The organism is Gordonia caeni (assembly GCF_039537105.1).
Lineage (GTDB): Bacteria > Actinomycetota > Actinomycetes > Mycobacteriales > Mycobacteriaceae > Gordonia > Gordonia caeni.
Genome location: NZ_BAAAZW010000010.1, coordinates 59851 through 78409, shown reverse-complemented (window position 1 = coordinate 78409; position 18559 = coordinate 59851). Strand labels below are relative to the sequence as shown.

The window sequence follows — 18559 nt, the reverse complement described above, 5'->3', positions numbered from 1 at the left end:
CCGGCCCCGGCGCGCACCGTCGCAAACCCCGGCGGGACTCCGGCGTTTGCGGCGGCATGGCAAAATCGGGACTCGTGAGCGACCAGGAGCCCCAGCAGCGTGTATCGAACGGCACCGAGGTGTCCCCGGCGATCGATCTGTCGGCGTACAACCTGGGCAGCGACGTCGCCGACCTGCCCGACGACATCGACGAGCTGCGCGGCGAGATCGACCGGATGGATGCGGTGATCCTGGCCGCCATCCAGCGGCGGTCGGCGGTGTCGAAGAAGATCGGTGCGGCCCGGATGGCCGCCGGCGGACCGCGGCTGGTGCACAGCCGCGAGGTCAAGGTGCTCGAACGCTATTCGCCGCTCGGTGCCGAGGGGCACACCCTGGCCATGCTGCTGCTGCGCCTGGGCCGCGGCCCCCTCGGCCGCTAGCCAGACACCGCCGCCCCGGAGAGATCAGCCCGGAGCGATCAGGGAGTGCGGTCGCGGGCCGCGCGATACCAGCGGACCAGTTCGTCGGTGGACGAGTCCGCCAGCGGGGCGGGCGGAGCGGGCGAGGTGATGTCGTCGACCATCGCGGTGGCCGCCGTCTTGCCCAGCTCCACCCCCCACTGATCGAACGGGTTGATCCCCCAGATCATCGCCTTGACGAAGACCTGGTGCTCGTACAGCGCGATCAGCTGACCGAGCACCGACGGTGTGAGCGCCGGCGCCAGGATCGACGTGGACGGCCGGTCTCCGGGCATCACCTTGTGCGGCACCAGTTCCGGGGCCACGCCCTCGGCGGCGATCTCCTCGGCGGTCTTACCGAACGCCAGCACCTCGGTCTGCGCGAAGAAGTTGCTCATCAGGAGGTCGTGCATGGAACCGCCATCGGCGGTGGGCAGGTCGTCGAGCGGGCGGGCGAAACCGATGAAGTCGGCCGGAATCAGCCAGGTGCCCTGATGGAGAAGCTGATAGAAGGCGTGCTGGCCGTTGGTGCCCGGCTCCCCCCAAACCACCGTCGACGTCGGACCGGTCACCAGCCGGCCGCTGCGGGTGACCGATTTGCCGTTGGACTCCATCACCAGCTGCTGCAGGTAGGCGGGGAACCGCGCGAGGTCGTTGGAGTACGGGAGCACCGCGTGGGACTGCGCGTCCCAGAAGTTGGAGTACCACAGGTCCAGCAGGCCCAGGAGCACCGGCGCGTTGGTCTCCAGCGGCTGCGTGGCGAAGTGCTCGTCGACCCGGTGGAAGCCGTCGAGGAACTCGGCGAAGCCCTCCCGGCCGATCGCGATCAGCAGACTCAATCCGATCGACGAGTCGATCGAGTACCGGCCGCCCACCCAGTTCCAGAAGCCGAACATGTTCGCGGTGTCGATGCCGAAGGCCTCCACCTCGGCGGTGTTGGTGCTCACCGCGACGAAGTGCTTGGCGACGGCGGCCTCGTCGCCGTCGCACCGCTCCAGCAGCCAGTCGCGCGCGGCGCGGGCGTTGGTGAGCGTCTCCAGGGTGGTGAACGTCTTGGAGGCGACGATGAACAGCGTCGTCTCCGGATCCAGGTCGGCCAGCGTGGCGACCAGGTCGGCCGGGTCGACGTTGGAGACGTAGTGGCAGCGGATGCGCGGGTGCCGGTAATGGCGCAGCGCGCGGTAGGCCATGGCCGGCCCCAGGTCCGAGCCGCCGATACCGATGTTGACCACGTCGGTGATCGCCTTGCCGGTGAATCCGGTGTGGCTGCCGTCGCGGACGCTTTCGGCGAAGGCGCCCATGGCGTCGAGCACCCGGTGCACGTCGCCGGTCACGTCCTGACCGTCCACCACCAGTTCGGTGCCGACCGGCAGCCGCAGCGCGGTGTGCAGCGCAGCGCGATCTTCCGAGGTGTTCAGATGGTCGCCGCGCAACATGGCGTCGCGGAGGTCCTCGAGGCCGGCCTCGCGCGCCAGGGCGGTCAGCAGTTCGATGGTCTCCGCGGTGGCCAGGTTCTTCGAGTAGTCGATGTGCAGGTCGCCCGCGTCGACCACCATCCGGCGGCCGCGGTCGGGGTCCATGGCGAACAGCTCGCGGAGTCGTCGCGCGTAGAGGTGCTGCTGGTGTGCGGCCAGTTCCTGCCAGGAGACCGTGGCGGTGATGTCGAAGTCGTCGTCGATCTCAGGCTGCCCAGTGTCACCGTCCATACCGCTCGACCCTAGTGAACCAGGCCACGATCGGCAGCCCGACTAGACTAGCTTGGCAGAGATCACATCCGGGAGATGGCGCAGCGCGAAGGAGATCGGCGTCCACGGCCACGCGGGAACCGCGGCACGGCGGGGCTCGGCTTCGATCGCCGAGACCATCGCCGCGACCCCGGAATCGGTATCGGTCATCAGCTTGGTCTTCACGCCGCGGTTGATGTCGGTCTCGATGTAGCCGGGCAGGATGACGCTGACTTTGATCGGGCTGCCGGCCAGCTCGGCCTGGAGTCCCTGGCCGAGCGCGGAGACTCCGGCCTTGGAGGCGGCGTAGGCGGCCTGCGCGCGCGGCAGGCCGCGCACCGCGCTGATCGAGCTGATCAGCACCAGGTGGCCGTGGTTCTGCGCGCGGAAGATCTCCATCGCAGCCTCGGCCTGGGCGAGCGCGCCGACCAAGTTGGTCTGCACCGTCTCGATGTTCGCTGCGGCCTTGCCGGTGCCGATCGGGGCGCCCTTGCCCAGGCCGGCGTTGACGATCACCCGGTCGACGCCGCCGAGCGCGGCAGCCAGTTCGGTGAAGGCGCGCGGCACGTCGTCGGCGTCGGTCACGTCGAGCTGGGTGACGGCCACCGCCGCGGCCCGGGGAGACAGTTCGGCGGCCAGGTCTTCGAGCTTGTCCAGGCGGCGGGCGGCCAGCCCGAGGGAGCGGCCTCGGTCGGCGAACCGGCGGGCCATGCCTTCGCCGAGTCCGGAGCTGGCGCCGGTGATGATGATCTTCTCGCGGGTCACGGACTCGAATCTACTCGGCGGTCCTGCTGTCCTGCCGCGGCGATCGATACGCGATCGTGACGGCTCCACGCCGCAATCGCTATCGCCATTCTGTCTCATTAGTACCTACTGTTACTTTAGTAACTTCAGTCACACCCTCGGGAGTCTGCATGCGCGCTTCGCTTCGGTCAGCACACCGCCGCTCCATTCCGGTGGGCCGCCGCCGGCGGCGCATTGCGCTCTCCTCCGCCGTCGCGGTCACCGTGGCGTGCGCGGCGGCGGTCGTCGTCGCACCACCGGCCTCGGCCGCCCCGTGCGGCAATCCGGGGCAGGGTTCGAGCGGCAACAGTTCACTCGGCGGCGGGTCCGCCCCGGCCGAGCCCGGCTCCGGGCCGCAGGGCGCGCTGCCGACCTGGCGGAACAACACCTCGCGGATCGTGTCGTGGGTGACCGGCCCCAAGAGTGAGAACAACACGCTGGCCCGGTTCACCATTTCGGGCACCGACCTCGGTGTCGCCTGGGACAACGGCCACGGTCAGACGCTGATGGCCTTCGGCGACTCCTTCGGCTGGTGCAACATCGCCGGCCAGCAGTGGCGCAACAACATCCTCACCCGGACGAACGACGACGATCTCGCCGACGGCCTCACCATCGACCCCGGGGTCCCCGGTGACACGTCCTCGGGCGCGGTGGTCAACGCCGATGCACCGAACTTCGCGACCGAGATGATCCGCGGCATCAAGCAGGACTTCGTCGAGATCACCACCATCCCGACCGCGGGCATCAGCCTGGGCGGCAAGCAGTACGTGAACTTCATGTCGGTGCGGCACTGGGGCACCGCCGGGGTGTGGGACACCAACTACTCGGCCATCGCCGTCTCCACGGACAACGGCCAGCACTGGACGCCCGAGCCGAGCACCGCGATGATCAACGCGCCGGTCACCGTCGCACTGCCCGCCGAGGCGCCCACGCTGAACGTGAACAACAGCCGCTTCCAGCAGAGCGGTTACGTCAAGGGCCACGGTGCCGACCCGTACGTCTACCAGGTCGGCACCCCGAACGGACGTTTCGGCCGCGCGTACCTGGCCCGCTTCAAGCCCGCGGACATCCTCGACCTGAGCAAGTACGAATACTGGCTGGGCTCGGCCTGGACCGGCGACCTGGGCCTGCTGAACGACAACTCCGCCATCGTCAAAGCCAACGTCACCGAGCTGTCGATCGCGTGGAGCGAGTACCTGGACAAGTACGTGATGATCGACGGCTCCAACGACATCCGGCTGCGGACCGCCGACAAGCCGGAGGGACCGTGGAGCACCCCGCGCACCCTGGTCCCGTCCGGTGCCGTGGTGCTGTACGGGCCGATGATGCTGCCGCACTCCCCCGCCCTCACCGGCAGCGGTCCGGAGCTGTACTTCAACGCCTCCCGGTGGAGCGATTACAACGTCATGCTGGTGGAGTCCAAGCTCAACCCGAACTGGTGAGCCCAGCCTCGCCGGTCGAGTCCAGCCTCGCCGGTCGAGCGAAGTCGAGACCACTACTTCAGCAGCCGGGACATCCGGCGGTCGGCGAGGATCTTGCCGCCCGTCTGGCAGGTCGGGCAGTACTGGAACGACCGGTCGGTGTACGAGACCTCGCGGACGGTGTCACCGCAGTCCGGGCACGGAAGACCGGTCCGCGCATGGACTTTCAGGCCGGTGCGCTTCTCGGCCTTGAGTTCGGCCACCCCCAGCCCCTCCAGGCGCTCGGTGGCGTCCAGCAGCGTCGCCCGCAGCGCCGCGTAGAGGACGTCGACGCCGGCGTCGTCGAGCGACTTGGCGAGGGCGAACGGCGAGAGCCGCGCGGCGTGCAGGATCTCGTCGGAGTAGGCGTTGCCGACACCGGCCAGGGTGCGCTGATCGGTGAGCACCGACTTGAGGCGGCCGCCGCTGCCGGCCAGCAGCGCGGCGAACTCGTCGCGGCTCAGTTCCAGGGCGTCGGGGCCGAGCGAGGCGATGCGCTCCACCTGCGCCGGATCGCGAACGATCCACGCCGCCAGGCGCTTCTGGGTTCCGGCCTCGGTCACGTCGAAGCCCTCCCCCGGCAGGCCGCAGTGCACCCGCAGCGCGATCGGCCCCTTGCCGCCGGGCCGCGGCGGAGTCGGCGAGAGCGCCTCGCTCCACCGGACCCAGCCCGCGCGAGACAGATGGATCACCAGGTCGATCTCGGGCTCGGCGTCGTCCGGGGCGCCGGGCACGGTCCGGATCACGAGGTACTTCCCGATCCGGTCGACCGCCGAGACCACCCGCCCGGTGAGCGCGGTGTACGGCGGTTCAGCGGTCTTGAGGACCGACAGCGATGCCACGTCGACACGACGGATCGGCAGGGCGGCCGCCCGGCCGTCGAGGAAGGCGGCGAGCGCGGCGACTTCGGGTAGTTCGGGCATGGTCCCAGTGTGCGCGACTCGTCGCGCCGATGTGCTTGGGTAGAGGGATGACTGTCCCGGGCGGCCCCCGCCACACCGATGCCGAACTCGCGGCGATCATCGCCGAGGGGGCCGGGCAGCTCCTGCTCGGCGTCGGCCACGGCGAGCTGCTCGACCGTCGCCAGTTGGGCGATCTCGGCGACGCCCTGGCGCAGGCGTGGATCTCCCGGGTGCTGCGGCGCCAGCGACCTGCCGATGCCGTCCTCTCCGAAGAGGCCGACGACGACCTCACCCGCCTGGACCGCGAGCGGGTGTGGATCATCGACCCGCTCGACGGCACGTCCGAGTTCTCCCGCGGCACCACCCACTGGGCGGTGCACGTGGCGTTGACGATCGGCGGGATCCCCGATGCCAGCGCCGTCTCACTGCCCGCGCAAGGACAGGTGTACCGATCCGACGAGGTCCCGCAGGTCGGCGGCGAGCTGACCGGGCGGATCGCGGTCTCCCGCTACGGGCACTCGTACCCGAGCGCCGCCGTCGCCGACCGGCTGCAGCTGCAGGCGGTGCACATCGGCTCGGCCGGCGCCAAGGCGATGGCAGTGGTGCGCGGCGACGTGGACGCCTACGTGCACTCGGGCGGTCAGTATGAGTGGGACAACTGCGCGCCGGTCGGCGTGGCACTGGCAGCCGGGCTGCACTGCTCGCGCCTCAACGGCGACGAGATCGTCTACAACAATCCCCAGCCCTACCTGCCCGACTTCGTGATCTGCCGCCGCGAGATCGCCGACGACCTCCTGGACGCCCTCCGCTCCCCCTGGTGAGCTCCACCCAGACCCGCTCCCTGAGCCGGACCGGGGCGCCGGCCGAGGACCGTGTCGAAGGGCCCCGTCACCGCCTGCGCAGCAGGTAGATGTCCATCACCCAGCCGGTCTGCTCCCGCAGCCGGGCCCGGGCCGCCACGATCTGATCGGCGACGTCACCGACGCGGCCGCTGATCAGCACCTGCTCGGCGGTCCCCAGGTTCGCACCCCAGTAGACCTCGTCGTCGTCGCGGGCGGTCTCGGCGAACGCCGCGTGCGAGTCGAGCATGACGATCTGATTCAGGTCGGCTCCCGGCGGCGTCTGTGCCAGCCGGCGGCCGGTGGTCAGCAGCACCGGCTCACCGATGTCGTGCGCGACGATCCCGTGCGCCGCCGTGAGTGCGGACGCACTGGTGACCCCGGGGACCACCTCGACGTTCACCGCCAGACCGGCGCGCGCGGCGAGACGATCGGTGAGACGCAGCGTCGAGTCGTAGAGCGCCGGATCTCCCCACACCAGGAACGCACCGGATTCGCCGTCGCGCAACGACTCCCGGATCGCCGCCTCCAGTGCGTCGACGCGGGCGACGTGCCAGCGCGACACCTCGGCCCGGTAGTCGGCGGGGTCGCGGTCGCGCGGCGGATCGGTCACCGTCACCACGCGATGGGAGTCGCGGGCATAACGGTCCAGGAAGTCCTGCCGCACCTGCGTCAGCTGCGCGAGGCGAGATCCCTTGTCCAGCAGGAAGAAGACGTCGGTCGCCGCGATCGCATCGATCGCATCGAGGGTGATCTGTCCCGGCCCGCCGGGGCCGATCCCGATGACGCGCAACGTGATCGTCGGATCCGCTGCGCCGCCGGCCATCAGGCGCGCACCTTCGGCAGGCCGTGGATCTTCGCACTCAGATCCAGCACCAGCTGGCGCGGGGCCAGGCGCCGCAGGAAGAACACGACGGGGGCCCGGTTGCCACGGGCGTAGAACGGTTTCGGGTGCTCGGCGAGCGCGGCGCTCACGATCTGCTCGGCCATCGCCTCGGCGGAGATGCCTTTGGTCTCGTTCTGCGCCGTCGTGTCGGCGACCACCTGGAACTCGTCGCGGTAGGGCGAGTCGTCGGCGATGTGGAGGGTGCGCCGGTCTCCGATACCCGTGGCGATGGTGCCCGGTTCCACCGAGATCACCCGGATGCCGTAGGGCGCCACCTCGCGGCGCAGTGCCAGGGCGTAGGCCTTGACCGCCGACTTGGTGGCCGCATAGGTGGACCGGAAGGCGATCGGGAAACTCGACAGCATGGAGCCGACCATCACCACGGTCCCGCGCTTGCGTGTCCGCATGCCCGGCAGCACGGCCTTGGTGAGGGCGACCGGCCCGAAGACGTTCACCGCGAAGATCCGCTCGATCTCGTCCATCGGGGTGTCCTCGAAGGCGCCGGCGTGGCTCTCCCCGGCGTTGTTGATGAGGATGTCGACCTCGCCGACCTCGTCGGCGCACGACTGCGCGGTGGACAGGTCGGCGTTGTCGAGCCGGACGTAGGTGACCCCCGGGATCGGGTCGGCGACCGAGTCGGGGTTGCGGCTGGTGCCGAAGACGCGCAGTCCTCGTGCGGCGAGTTGTCGTGCCACCTCGGCACCGATACCGCTGGTGGCTCCGGTGACCAGGGCGGTCTGGGGCGAGTTCGATGTCATGGCCTCACCCTAGTGCGCCCGGGTCGCCCTGGACATGCGTGTGGCCTGCGGTCAGTCCTTGTCCGCGGGTGCGAATCCCGCCGCCCTGGCGGCGGCTTCGGTGGCGAACCAGACCTGCGGGACCGTCTGCTCGTACGCCGCGGATCCCGGCGAGTGGAAGAGGCCGGTGTCGGCGTCGCCCTTGACCGGGTAGCCGGCGGGTACCGCCTGCGGATCCTCCAGCGGCAGATGGCCGCCCACCGGAACCGGGACAGTGGTGCCGCCCCGCCGGTAGGAGCCCACACCGTCGCCACTGCCCCTGGGAGCGCTCTTGGGGGTGCTCATGGGGGTGCTCTTGGCGGCGGCAGCTGCCGCGGCTGCGGTACCTGCTGCGGCTGCGGTACCTGCCGCACCGGCGGCGGGGCCACTCAGGTCCACCTTGGGCAGACCCCGGGCATCGTCGGGTCGAGGGGCGTGCACCACGGTGCGCTCGCGGCCCGACTTCCGCCGGGAGAACAGCCACGCCAGAAGTATCAGCAGCGGGATCAGGAGCAGCAGCAGCCACCACCACGGCGAGATGCCGTCGGAGTCGGCCGTGTTCGCCTCGGCGGCGTTCGCGTCCTGGGCACTCGCGGTCGGCAGATCCATGCCCGGCAAGCCGAGGTCGGGCGAGTCGGGCACGGCCACTCCGGACAGGCCCTCGGCCAGCGAGGCCGGCGTGGAGCTCCACGTCTTGGTGTCGGTGTCGAAGTTCAGGGTTCCGGCGGTGAAGCTCTGCGAGACCACGTCGCCGTCGAGGGTCATGTCGCCGGTCGGGGCCCCCAGTGTGGCGCCGAGTGATTCGGAGGCGGCCGAGAACGGGCCGCGCACCAGCCATGCGCCGTCGCCTGGGGTCCAGATGATCTTCGGTGAGCCCTCGCCGGCGAACTCCGCGATGCGGCTCGAGGGCCGCAGCGGTCCGTCCTGCTCCGACTCGGTCGGGAACCCGATCGCGGTGGCGCCGTCGGGGCCGCCCAGTTCTTCGTACTCGGCGTCGATCGCGCCGTAGAGCGCGCGAGCACCGGTGTCGGCGGACCAGTAGACGGTGCCGCCGTCGTACGCCTGCGAGAAGCCGTTGCCCAGCGACTCCAGATCGCCGTCCTCGTCACCCAGGCCACGGTCCCGGAAGCCGCTGTCGGCGTCACCGGACTCGATCTGATCGGCGAGCGCACTGATCGCCTTCTGCGCGTCGTCTCGGGCATCGGCATGAGCGGGTCCGGCGACCAGAGCGCCGGCCCCCAGCACCGAGGCGAGGCCGACGGCCAAGATTCCGGACCGCCAGATTCCTGATCTGTTCATCCTGCTGTTCTCCTCGAGCTACGAGACACCGATTGTGATGCAAGTGAAACTTACCGTGCAGTCACGATCGGGCGCGGCAGAACAGGTTCGGCGAAAAACGCACAGAAGGTGTGCTCCCGGAAGGATTCGAACCTTCGACCTACCGCTTAGGAGGCGGTTGCTCTATCCCCTGAGCTACGGAAGCGAGGGCTGGCGCGGAAGACGCTGCCAGTCCGGCGCGGCCCCTGCCCGTGGGTCACCGGGCCCGCGCGTGAAGTCTACTTCAGCGGTTCTCCGCGCCGAGGCACCCGCCTCAGGCGAAGATCGCCTTGAAACGTTCGAGGGAACGGTGGATGTCGCCGTGCACGGCCTTGGCCGCGGCCTTGCCCACCGGGCCCATCAGCGGCAGTCCGCCGAGGTCGATCAGGAAGGTCACCTCGGAGCCGTTGCCGCTGGGCTTCACCGTCAGGTCGATCTTGGCCTTCACGCCGCCTTTGCCGTTGCCGGAGAAGCGGACCCGCTGCGGCGGATCGTAGGTGTCGATCTTCCAGTCGAACCGCACCCGGGTGCCCTTGGCCTTGACCACCGAGGTCACCGCGGTACCGACGGCCAGGTCGTCGGCGGTCGGCACCTGGCCGCGCCAGCCGTCGTGCAGGATCAGCCAGTCGTCGAACCGGGACAGGTCCGAGGCTGCCCCGAAGGTATCCTCCGGGCTGAGATCGACGGATATGGAGTCACTGGTCTTTGCCATGGTTATTGAGCCTAATGTCTGTGCGGCCGCACGCGAACTATTGGGCGCGGTGATCGTCGGTCACGACGGTGTGCAGGCGCGGATCACGGAGGTGGAGGCCTACAACGGTCCCGACGACCCGGCCTCACACGCCTTCCGGCGCACGCCGCGGTCGGAGCTGATGTACGGGCCGCCGGACCGACTGTACGTCTACCGGATCCACGGCCACCACTGCGCGAACGTGGTCACCAGTGCGGAGGGACAGGGGGCGGCCGTGCTGCTGCGCGCCGGCGAGATCGTGACCGGCCACGACGCGGCCCGCGCACGGCGCGGCGACGTGACCGATCAGGTCCTCGGCCGCGGCCCCGGGAATCTGGCCAAGGCGCTCGGGATCACGATGACCGACTTGGACACCGACCTGCTGGAGCCTCCCGGGATCGTGCTGCACCGACCGGAGTCCCCGGTCTCCGCTGAACGGATCGCGGTGGGACCGCGGGTCGGGGTCCGCCTGGCCGCCGACCGGCCGTGGCGGTTCTGGATCGACGGCGATCCCAGCGTGTCCGCCTACCGCCGCCACGCGCGGGCCACAAGCCCCGGCTGAGCGGGGTCGGCACCCGACTCCGGGCGACCTCGCCGCAGAGTGTCGAATCTGCACCGCCAGGCGATGACAGCTCGACACTCTGCCGGTGCGAGGGCAGCGCGGCGCCTACTTCTCGGGCTGGTCGTTCTGCTCGGGGGTCTTGTTCTCGCCGCCCTCGGGCTTGTTCTCGACACCCACGGCCTTGCGGGCGGCGTCCTGCGCCTTGTCGACCTGGGAGACGAACTTGCCGCCCGTGGCCTTGTCGACCGCGTCGCCACCCTTTTCGATCAGGTCCGGGTTCGACTTCAGCGCGTTCTTGGCCTTGTCCACGATGCCTTTGATATCCATGGCCAAATCGTAAACCCCCTCGGCCGCTGGTTACAGGGCGGCCGCTTCCGCTGCCGCCCGGCGCTCCAGCCGGGCTTTGAGGATGCGCGAGGAGATCTCGATCAGGACGACCCCCGCCAGAGCGCACACACCGGCGCGCCACATCATCTCCCCGTTCGACGAGTCCAGCTTGAACAGGTCCTGGGTGAACGGCCAGACGAAGATGATCACGTAGGCGACCACCGAGACACTGACCAGCACCACCTTCCACCAGTTCATCGGCCGGGCCACCACCACCAGAACCCACCAGGCCATCGTGATCATCGCGGCGAGAGTGGCCGTTGCGGCCTGCATCTGCACGCCGTCGAAGTCGGACTCCGCGCCGATCACCGAGACCGTCGAGCCGCCCGGATTGACCCACAGGAAGCACACGAAAGTCAGTGCGCCGATGATCAGGCCGTTGGGCACCGCCTGGGTCAGCACCCGGCGCACGAAGCCGGTCTTGGCGCGCTCGTTGTTCGGTGCCAGCGACAAGACGAAGGCCGGGACACCGATGGTGAACCACGCCGAGATGGTGACGTGGATCGGCTGGAAGGGATAGCTGATCGGGGCCGCCCCGACCGCGTGCGCCACCAGCCCGGCGATCCCGACCGCCAGGGCAAGCAGGACCGCGTACACGGTCTTGGTGAGGAACAGGTTGGAGACGCGCTCGATGTTGCCGATCACGCGGCGGCCCTCGCCGACCACGTAAGGCAGCGTCGCGAACTTGTTGTCCAGCAGGACGATCTGCGCCACCGAACGGGCCGCCGACGATCCGGCGCCCATCGCGACGCCGATGTCGGCGTCCTTGAGGGCCAGGACGTCGTTCACGCCGTCGCCGGTCATCGCGACGGTGTGCCCGCGCGACTGCAGCGCCCCCACCATCGCGCGCTTCTGATCGGGCCGGACGCGACCGAAGGTGACCCCGTCCTCCACCTCGCCGGCGAGTTGCTCGCCGCCGGCGGCGAGCGTGCGGGCGTCGATGGACGTCTCGGCGGTGCCCAGGCCGAGCGACTCGGCGACCGCACCCACCGAGCGGGCGTTGTCGCCGGAGATCACCTTCACCTCGACGCCCTGGGACTCGAAGTACCGCAGGGTGGCTCCGGCGTCCGGGCGCACCCGCTGCTCGAGGACGATCAGGCCGACCGGCGTCAGGGTCCCGGGCACGTTGCTGCCCCCGGTCGGGGCGGTGTCCACCGGGACGTCGGTGGAGCCGACCAGCAGGATGCGTAGCCCGGTCGCGCCGAGATCGGAGGCCAGCTTCGCGGTCTGCGACTCCGGATCCAGCAGGACGTCGGGGGCACCGATCAGCCAGTTGCCGTGCGCGGCGCCATCGGCACCGGTCAGCGAGACGCCGCTGTACTTGTTGGCCGAGGCGAACGGCAGCACCGCCGAGACCGTCCAGTCCGGCGCATCCGGGTAGGCCTCGAGAATCGCCTCGATGCTCGCATTCGGGTGGGGGTCGGCGGCGGCGATCGCCGCAAGCGCCTGCGTCACCTCGGCCTCGTCGAAGGCGTCGTCCACCACGCGCACCTCCGACAGGCGCATGCCGTTCTCGGTGAGGGTGCCCGTCTTGTCGGTGCAGACCACGTCGACGCGGGCCAGGCCTTCGATCGCGGGGAGCTCGTTCACCAGGCACTGCCGCTGGCCGAGCCGAACCACACCCACCGCGAACGCGATCGACGTCATCAGCACCAGGCCTTCGGGCACCATCGGCACCAGCGCGGCCACCATGCCGAGCAGGGCGTCGTTGAGTTCCTGCCGGCTGATCCAGAGCTGGTTGAAGATGGTCAGGGCGCCGGCCGGGATAAGGATCACCGTGATGACGGCGAGGATCTTGTTGATACCGCTGCGCAACTCCGAGGCCACCAGCGTGAACTTGGACGCCTCCGACGCCAACTGCGCGGCATAGGCATCCGCGCCGACCTTGGTGGCCCGGTACGAGCCGGAGCCGGAGACGACGAAGCTGCCCGACATCACCGGATCGCCCGGCGCCTTGTCGACGGCGTCCGCCTCGCCGGTGAGCAGGGACTCGTCGATGTCGAGCGCCTCGGATTCGACGGTCTCGCCGTCGACGACGATCTGGTCGCCGGGGGCCAGCTCGATCAGGTCATCGAGCACCACCTCGCCCGGCGGCACCGACCGCAGTTCGCCGTCACGGCGGACGGTGGGACGCGCCTGACCGACGATGGACAGCCGGTCGAGCGTCCGCTTGGCCCGCACCTCCTGGACGATGCCGATCCCCGAATTGGCGATGATCAGCAGGCCGAACAGGCCGTTGATGAACGAGCCGGTGTAGGCGACGATCGCGAACAGTACCCCGAGGATCCCGTTGATCGGGGTGAAGACGTTGGCGCGCACGATGTCCGCGACGCTGCGTCCGGACTTGTCCGGCTGGGTGTTGACCTGGCCGGCGGCGATCCGCTCGGCGACCTCGGCTGACGTCAGACCGCCGGGGCGGGTTCTGGTCGGTGTGCTCATGCGCAGTGCTCCCACCAGGTCGGCGCGTCGAAGGCGGTGCCATTGCGCTTGATCACATCAGCGGTGCCGCCGGGGCGCGGCACCACCACTCCCACCCCCGCGGTGCCGGCCGCCGTCAGCAGCCGCTGGATCGGATCGGCCCACGGATGCAGGGCGAGATTGAATGTGCCCCAGTGTATTGGCAGCATCAGGGAGTCCCGGGCCGCCCCCGGATTCAGCAGGTGGTGCATCGACAGCGCCTCCTCCGGATTCACGTGGATGTCCGGCCACGCCGGGTCGTAGGCGCCCACCGCGATCAGAGTCAGGTCGAACGGGCCGAACAGATCACCGGTTTCGGCGTACCGCTCGGTGAAACCGGTGTCGCCGGAGAAGAAGAAGCGGTGCTCGGGTCCGGCCACGGCCCAGCTGACCCACTGCGTCAGATTGCGGATCAGGCCGCGCCCCGAGAAGTGCCGCGCCGCCGTCGCATGGAAACGCAGCTCGGTGCCGCGCACGGTGAGGGTGACGCGCTCGTACCAGTCGGCGGCGTGGATGCGGCCCGGGTCGACGCCCCAGGAGATCAGGTGCGCATCGACACCGATCGGCACCACGAACTCTGCCTGCGGGTGCAGCGTGGACAGCGCGTCGATGGTGGTCATGTCGAGGTGGTCGTAGTGGTCGTGGGAGAGCAGCACGACGTCGATCGCGGGCAACGCACCGACGGTGAGCGGCGCCTTGTGCATCCGCTTGGGACCGATCGTCTGCGACGGTGAACAGCGTGCGCTGAAGACCGGGTCGGTCAGCACCTGCACCCCGTCGATCTCCACCAGCACGCTGGCGTGTCCGAGCCAGGTGGCCGCCAGCGCCGCCGGGGCCGCCGGCAGGTGCGGGGTCAGTACCGGGATGGGGGCGCTCGGGCGGCCGGGGCGGCGCATCATCTCCAGCGCCGTGCCCAGGGTGGGGCCGTCCGCCATCGCTGCGGCCTCCCGGTTGGCGAAGACGCCGTCCACCGCGAAGGTCGAGCGGGCGACGTACGGCGCGATCTCGTCCCGGTCGGCGCCGAGGGCCCGCGCCGGGCCGTAGCCGCGAGCGGCGAGCGCCTCCACGGCGCCGTCGACGGCGGCCCCGCTGCGCTGAGTGCCGGCGGCGGTCAAACGGGCAACGGCACGGCGCGATTGCTGCACCGCCGAGCCCACCGGCTCCACCACCCCGTCGAGGAGCAGACTTCTGATCGATGTCACGCTTGACTAGCGTAATCGTCATGCGCCGTTCCGGCGCAGATCCCGGATGTGCAGGAGCGTTGCCACGATGACTTCCACTCCCACCGCGTACGTCACCGACCCGGCCGAGTACTGGGGCGGGATCGACGACGCGATCGCCCGAGCACGCCTGGACTCCCCGGTTCTGGCCCTCGACCTGGGCGCGCTGGACTACAACATCGCCGATCTACGCCGTCGCGCCGGCGGCGTCCCCATCCGCGTGGCCAGCAAGTCCGTGCGGATCCGGTCGGTGATCGAGGACGTTCTGAGTCGCGCCGGATATGCGGGGGTGCTGGCCTACGACGTCGCCGAGGCGCGCTGGCTGGCCACCGAATCCGGGGTCGGCGACGTGCTGCTCGGCTATCCGAGTGTGCGCCGCAACGCCCTCGCCGACCTCCTCGCCGACGACGTCGCCCTGGAGCGGGTCACGCTGCTGGTCGACGATCCGGCGCAGCTGGACGTGCTCGACGCCGTCGCGGCCCCCGGTACGCGGCGGCCGGTGCGCGTCGCCATCGATCTGGACGCCTCGCTGCGCATTCTGGGCGGCCGGGTGCACCTGGGCGTGCGCCGCTCCCCCGTGCACGACCTGACGCAGGTCCAGGCGCTGGCGCAGACCATCGCCGCGCGCGACGGCGTCGACCTGGTCGGCGTGATGTCGTACGAGGCGCAGGTGGCCGGCGTCGGCAACGACGTGCCCGGCAAGACGTTGAAGAACGTCGCGGTGCGCGCCATGCAGGCGGCCTCGATGACCGAGCTGCGACGTCGTCGCGGAAAGGCGATCGCCGCGGTGCGCGAGTACGCGGATCTGGAGTTCGTGAACGCGGGCGGCACCGGATCCCTGGAGGAGACGGCGCAGGACGGCGCGGTCACCGACATCGCGGTCGGCAGCGGACTGCTCGGCGGTCACCTCTTCGACACCTACCGTCGCTTCCAGCCGGCCCCGGCCCTCGCCTTCGGCCTGGACGTGGTCCGCCGGCCCGGCCCGGACCACGTGACGTGCGCCGGCGGCGGCTGGATCGCTTCGGGTCCGCCGGCACCGGACCGGCTGCCGAAACCGGTGTGGCCGCAGGACCTCCGATACGTCGACACCGAAGCGGCCGGCGAGGTCCAGACTCCGCTGCACGGCGCCGGGGTCGCTAATCTGAGTGTGGGCAGTCGGGTGTGGTTCCGTCACACCAAGTCCGGGGAGGTCTGTGAGCGTGCCGAGCGCACGGCACTGATCGCGCGCGACTCGGCCGGGCGGGCCGAGGTGGTCGACGTGGTCCCCACCTACCGAGGCGAAGGGAAGTGCTTCCTGTGAACGCACCAGCCACGTGGACCAATTGGGGCCGCACCGCACAGTGTCATCCGAGTCGCCTGATCGCGCCGCAGAGCGTCGAGGAACTCGCCGCCGACATCCACGCGGCGGCGCAGCGTGGTGAGACGGTGAAGCCCGTCGGCGCCGGCCACAGCTTCTCCGAGATCGCGGTGGCGCCGGCCATCCAGCTCTCCATGTCGGGGCTGGGCGGCCTGCTTCACGTCGATGCCTCCCGCAGCCGGGTGACGCTCGGCGCCGGCACCAACCTGCACCGGATTCCCGGCCTGCTCGAGGCGCACGGCCTCGCGATGGCCAACCTCGGCGACGTCGACCGGCAGACCATCTCCGGCGCCACCTCCACCGGCACCCACGGCACCGGCCTGGCCTTCGGCGGGATCAGCACCCAGATCGTCGGCGCCCGGCTGGTCGACGGCCGCGGGCGGCTCCAGGTTCTCGAGGAAGGGCACCCCGACCTGCCGGCCGTCGCGCTCGGCCTGGGCTCGCTCGGCGTCCTGACGCAGCTGACCCTGCAGTGCGTGGACGCCTTCACGCTGCGCGCACACGAGGCGCCGGCCTCGGCCGACGAGGCCATCGGCACCTTCCTCGACCGGTGCCGCGAGTACGACCACTACGAGTTCTACTGGTTCCCGCACACCAACTGCGCCCTCACCAAGACCAATACCCGGCTGCCCGCGCACACCCCGGTGACCGGGCCGGGGAAGGTGCGCCGGTACATCGACGACGAGTTCCTCTCCAACGGCGTCTACCGGGCACTGTGCGCGCTGAGCGCCAAAGTCCCGCAGGTGGTGCCGAGCATCAACCAGGTGTCCGGCCGGGTGCTCTCCGAACGGACCTTCACCGACCGCTCGGACAAGGTCTTCGTCTCCTCGCGCACGGTGCGCTTCCGCGAGATGGAGTACGCGCTCCCGCTCGACGCGGTCCCCGACGCCCTGCGCGAGTTGCGGGCGACGATCAACCGCCGCCGACACAAGGTGAGCTTCCCGGTCGAGGTGCGCGCCGCCGCGGCCGACGACCTGATGCTGTCGACGGCGAGCGGCCGCGACTCCGGCTACATCGCGGTGCACCGCTACCACCGGGACGATCCGGCCTCCGCGCAGCACTACTTCCGCGATGTGGAGGACATCATGGTGGCCCACGGCGGCCGCCCGCACTGGGGGAAGATGCACACCCGCGACGCCGACTACCTGCGCGGCGTGTACCCGCGCTTCGACGAGTTCCTGGCCGTCCGCGATCGCTACGACCCCGACCGCACCTTCGCCAACCCCTACCTCCGTCAGGTGCTCGGCGAATAGCCCGCACCCAGGGCGGCCCAGGACCCCTGATGGTGCACGGCCAGGCCGCGATAGCGGGGGTCGTGGGCCAGCGCACGGTCGACGGCGGCGAGTTCGCGGGTCAGCACCGCGGCACCGTCGTCGGCGAAGGTGATGTGCGCGGGAACGGTCTCGCTCACCGGCATGGTCTCGACAGCGATCCGGTAGCTGCGCCCGCTCGTCCCGGCGGCGCGGCGGGCCGCCGCCGACATCGCCAGGATGTCCCTCGCACGGTCACGGTAAGCCATCACCGTGACCTTCGGGAACATCCGGAGAATACGTTGCGCCGCAACCGGTTCGACGTCGAAGAGCCACCCGGGCAGATCCACGTCGGCCATTCGGTGGCGATCGGCCAGCCGCTCCATCAGCGCCACCATGGACGTCACCGTACGACGGCGATCGCCGTCCCACTCGGGCAGCGTCCAGGGTTCGACGTCGACGTGGATGCCGGTGAACCGGGCGCGCGCTGACCGCTGTCGGTACCAGTCGAGCGCAGCGGCGTGGTCGAAGACCCACCGCGGGTCACCGCCGAGACCGGACGCTGCGACTCCGGCGGCCCGCAGTCCGTCGACGAGGGCGGCGACTCCCGGCACGGCGCCGTTGACGAAGACCTCCGCCAGTCGCTGCCGGCGGGCGAACTCCACGACGCGGCGCGGGTCGCCGGGCCCCTGCCAGAGCCACGTCGCGGCGACCACGGCGGGGTCAGCGCCCGGTGAACCTCGGAGCACGCTTCTCGGTCCGCGCAGCCCGGCCCTCCTGGAGGTCGTCGCTCAACCAGGCGGCGAGCATGGCCTCGCGCCGGGACGCGGGCGCCTCGTCCCGTGCGCCGTCGCCGTTGAGCACCAACTTGTAGTGGCGCAGGGTCAGCGGCGCGTACTCGGCGATCGTCGCCGCCCAGTGCTGGGCGTCGGTGAGGTCGCCGAGCCGGTTCGCGAAACCGAGGTCGTGGGCGCGGTCGGCCGTCAGCGGATCGCAGCCGATCAGCATGCCGCGCGCCTGCCCGGCACCGACCAGCGAGACCAGCCGGCGAACGGTCCATTCGTCCACGGCGACACCGATCTTGGCCGCGGGGATCCCGGCGAGCGCGCTGGGCGCCATCACCCGCAGATCGGCGGCCATCGCCAGCTGCAGTCCGGCGCCCAGTGCCGCGCCGTTGAGCGCCGCCAGCACCGGTACCGGGGTGGACTCGATCTGCTCGATGAGGGCGACCAGGCTGTCCAGGAAGTCCTGGTCGTAGACCGGGCCCGACAGGTCGGCGCCCGCGCTGAACACCTCGCCGCGACCGGTCAGCACGATGGCCCGCGCACCCGAGTCGACGGCGGCGGTGAAGGCCGCACCCAGGTCGGCGACCATCTGCTCGTTGAGGGCGTTCCGCTTCTCCGGACGGGCCAGCTCGATGGTGGTCACGTCCCCTGTGGCACTGCTCACGATCATGCGAAGCAGCGTACCGG

At 70.4% G+C, this 18559-nt stretch carries 18 protein-coding genes and 1 tRNA gene; 6 read left to right on the top strand and 13 right to left on the bottom strand.

From position 1 onward, the window contains the following. Positions 1–56: 56 nt before the first annotated feature. Positions 57–419, top strand: coding sequence for a chorismate mutase (locus ABD732_RS16085; protein ID WP_425553070.1), 363 nt, complete (start codon positions 57–59; stop codon positions 417–419). 38 nt (positions 420–457) lie between these two features. Here ABD732_RS16085 and pgi read toward each other — a convergent pair whose 3' ends face one another. Continuing rightward, the gene (gene pgi / locus ABD732_RS16080; protein ID WP_344785492.1) at positions 458–2143 is read right to left on the bottom strand and encodes a glucose-6-phosphate isomerase; all 1686 of its coding nucleotides are present in this window, start codon (positions 2141–2143) and stop codon (positions 458–460) included. Positions 2144–2185: 42 nt separating this feature from the next. Further along, the gene (locus tag ABD732_RS16075) at positions 2186–2926 is read right to left on the bottom strand and encodes an SDR family oxidoreductase (protein WP_344785491.1); all 741 of its coding nucleotides are present in this window, start codon (positions 2924–2926) and stop codon (positions 2186–2188) included. Between the two features lie 149 nt (positions 2927–3075). Between ABD732_RS16075 and ABD732_RS16070 the strand changes: the two genes are divergently transcribed. After that, on the top strand, positions 3076–4386 hold the full coding sequence (locus tag ABD732_RS16070) for a glycoside hydrolase family 183 protein (RefSeq protein ID WP_344785490.1): 1311 nt from the start codon (positions 3076–3078) through the stop codon (positions 4384–4386). A gap of 53 nt (positions 4387–4439) precedes the next feature. Here the strand turns inward: ABD732_RS16070 and ABD732_RS16065 are convergent, their stop codons facing one another. Then, positions 4440–5327, bottom strand: coding sequence for a DNA-formamidopyrimidine glycosylase family protein (locus ABD732_RS16065; RefSeq protein ID WP_344785489.1), 888 nt, complete (start codon positions 5325–5327; stop codon positions 4440–4442). Between the two features lie 47 nt (positions 5328–5374). Between ABD732_RS16065 and ABD732_RS16060 the strand changes: the two genes are divergently transcribed. Further along, positions 5375–6127: a 3'(2'),5'-bisphosphate nucleotidase CysQ gene (locus ABD732_RS16060; protein WP_344785488.1), complete on the top strand. Its 753-nt coding sequence runs from the start codon at positions 5375–5377 to the stop codon at positions 6125–6127. Between the two features lie 67 nt (positions 6128–6194). Here the strand turns inward: ABD732_RS16060 and cobF are convergent, their stop codons facing one another. The 5 genes from cobF to ABD732_RS16035 all read right to left on the bottom strand — a co-directional run bounded on the left by cobF (position 6195) and on the right by ABD732_RS16035 (position 9836). Further along, positions 6195–6971: a precorrin-6A synthase (deacetylating) gene (cobF, locus tag ABD732_RS16055; protein ID WP_344785487.1), complete on the bottom strand. Its 777-nt coding sequence runs from the start codon at positions 6969–6971 to the stop codon at positions 6195–6197. Next, on the bottom strand, positions 6971–7789 hold the full coding sequence (locus tag ABD732_RS16050) for an SDR family oxidoreductase (RefSeq protein WP_344785486.1): 819 nt from the start codon (positions 7787–7789) through the stop codon (positions 6971–6973). The genes cobF and ABD732_RS16050 overlap by 1 nt, the downstream gene beginning before the upstream one ends. A 51-nt stretch (positions 7790–7840) precedes the next feature. Beyond that, on the bottom strand, positions 7841–9106 hold the full coding sequence (locus ABD732_RS16045) for an LGFP repeat-containing protein (protein ID WP_344785485.1): 1266 nt from the start codon (positions 9104–9106) through the stop codon (positions 7841–7843). Positions 9107–9217: 111 nt separating this feature from the next. Further along, a tRNA-Arg gene (locus ABD732_RS16040) sits at positions 9218–9290 on the bottom strand. Positions 9291–9398: 108 nt separating this feature from the next. After that, positions 9399–9836, bottom strand: coding sequence for a type II toxin-antitoxin system Rv0910 family toxin (locus ABD732_RS16035; protein ID WP_344785484.1), 438 nt, complete (start codon positions 9834–9836; stop codon positions 9399–9401). Between ABD732_RS16035 and ABD732_RS16030 the strand changes: the two genes are divergently transcribed. Next, positions 9835–10416 (top strand): DNA-3-methyladenine glycosylase, encoded by a 582-nt coding sequence (locus ABD732_RS16030; RefSeq protein WP_344785483.1) that lies wholly within the window; start codon positions 9835–9837, stop codon positions 10414–10416. The two genes, ABD732_RS16035 and ABD732_RS16030, sit on opposite strands and share 2 nt — an antisense overlap. 105 nt (positions 10417–10521) lie before the next feature. Here ABD732_RS16030 and ABD732_RS16025 read toward each other — a convergent pair whose 3' ends face one another. Genes ABD732_RS16025 through ABD732_RS16015 form a run of 3 tightly spaced genes read right to left on the bottom strand, consistent with a single transcriptional unit; the run spans position 10522 to position 14462 of the window. Beyond that, positions 10522–10743: an antitoxin gene (locus tag ABD732_RS16025; protein WP_344785482.1), complete on the bottom strand. Its 222-nt coding sequence runs from the start codon at positions 10741–10743 to the stop codon at positions 10522–10524. A 30-nt stretch (positions 10744–10773) separates the two neighbouring features. Continuing rightward, positions 10774–13242, bottom strand: coding sequence for an HAD-IC family P-type ATPase (locus ABD732_RS16020; protein WP_344785481.1), 2469 nt, complete (start codon positions 13240–13242; stop codon positions 10774–10776). After that, complete coding sequence (locus tag ABD732_RS16015; protein WP_344785480.1) at positions 13239–14462, bottom strand: MBL fold metallo-hydrolase; 1224 nt, start codon at positions 14460–14462, stop codon at positions 13239–13241. The genes ABD732_RS16020 and ABD732_RS16015 overlap by 4 nt, the downstream gene beginning before the upstream one ends. A 67-nt stretch (positions 14463–14529) precedes the next feature. On the opposite strand from ABD732_RS16015, the gene ABD732_RS16010 reads away from it, so the two are divergent. Both ABD732_RS16010 and ABD732_RS16005 read left to right on the top strand, forming a co-directional pair. After that, on the top strand, positions 14530–15780 hold the full coding sequence (locus ABD732_RS16010; RefSeq protein WP_344785479.1) for an alanine racemase: 1251 nt from the start codon (positions 14530–14532) through the stop codon (positions 15778–15780). Beyond that, on the top strand, positions 15777–17090 hold the full coding sequence (locus tag ABD732_RS16005) for a D-arabinono-1,4-lactone oxidase (RefSeq protein ID WP_344785478.1): 1314 nt from the start codon (positions 15777–15779) through the stop codon (positions 17088–17090). Before ABD732_RS16010 ends, ABD732_RS16005 begins: the two co-directional genes overlap by 4 nt. On the opposite strand, the gene ABD732_RS16000 is transcribed toward ABD732_RS16005, so the two are convergent. Then, on the bottom strand, positions 17072–17836 hold the full coding sequence (locus ABD732_RS16000; RefSeq protein ID WP_344785477.1) for a hypothetical protein: 765 nt from the start codon (positions 17834–17836) through the stop codon (positions 17072–17074). The two genes, ABD732_RS16005 and ABD732_RS16000, sit on opposite strands and share 19 nt — an antisense overlap. After that, positions 17811–18542 (bottom strand): enoyl-CoA hydratase, encoded by a 732-nt coding sequence (locus tag ABD732_RS15995; RefSeq protein ID WP_344785476.1) that lies wholly within the window; start codon positions 18540–18542, stop codon positions 17811–17813. Before ABD732_RS15995 ends, ABD732_RS16000 begins: the two co-directional genes overlap by 26 nt. Between the last annotated feature and the right edge of the window lie 17 nt (positions 18543–18559).

What these genes read in the sequence shown, in the direction of transcription:
- ABD732_RS16085 (WP_425553070.1), top strand. Translation starts at nt 57, where the DNA reads ATGGCAAAATCGGGACTCGTGAGCGACCAGGAGCCCCAGCAGCGTGTA.
- pgi (WP_344785492.1), bottom strand. Translation starts at nt 2,143, where the DNA reads ATGGACGGTGACACTGGGCAGCCTGAGATCGACGACGACTTCGACATC.
- ABD732_RS16070 (WP_344785490.1), top strand. Translation starts at nt 3,076, where the DNA reads ATGCGCGCTTCGCTTCGGTCAGCACACCGCCGCTCCATTCCGGTGGGC.
- ABD732_RS16065 (WP_344785489.1), bottom strand. Translation starts at nt 5,327, where the DNA reads ATGCCCGAACTACCCGAAGTCGCCGCGCTCGCCGCCTTCCTCGACGGC.
- ABD732_RS16060 (WP_344785488.1), top strand. Translation starts at nt 5,375, where the DNA reads ATGACTGTCCCGGGCGGCCCCCGCCACACCGATGCCGAACTCGCGGCG.
- cobF (WP_344785487.1), bottom strand. Translation starts at nt 6,971, where the DNA reads ATGGCCGGCGGCGCAGCGGATCCGACGATCACGTTGCGCGTCATCGGG.
- ABD732_RS16050 (WP_344785486.1), bottom strand. Translation starts at nt 7,789, where the DNA reads ATGACATCGAACTCGCCCCAGACCGCCCTGGTCACCGGAGCCACCAGC.
- ABD732_RS16045 (WP_344785485.1), bottom strand. Translation starts at nt 9,106, where the DNA reads ATGAACAGATCAGGAATCTGGCGGTCCGGAATCTTGGCCGTCGGCCTC.
- ABD732_RS16030 (WP_344785483.1), top strand. Translation starts at nt 9,835, where the DNA reads ATGGTTATTGAGCCTAATGTCTGTGCGGCCGCACGCGAACTATTGGGC.
- ABD732_RS16035 (WP_344785484.1), bottom strand. Translation starts at nt 9,836, where the DNA reads ATGGCAAAGACCAGTGACTCCATATCCGTCGATCTCAGCCCGGAGGAT.
- ABD732_RS16025 (WP_344785482.1), bottom strand. Translation starts at nt 10,743, where the DNA reads ATGGATATCAAAGGCATCGTGGACAAGGCCAAGAACGCGCTGAAGTCG.
- ABD732_RS16020 (WP_344785481.1), bottom strand. Translation starts at nt 13,242, where the DNA reads ATGAGCACACCGACCAGAACCCGCCCCGGCGGTCTGACGTCAGCCGAG.
- ABD732_RS16010 (WP_344785479.1), top strand. Translation starts at nt 14,530, where the DNA reads ATGACTTCCACTCCCACCGCGTACGTCACCGACCCGGCCGAGTACTGG.
- ABD732_RS15995 (WP_344785476.1), bottom strand. Translation starts at nt 18,542, where the DNA reads ATGATCGTGAGCAGTGCCACAGGGGACGTGACCACCATCGAGCTGGCC.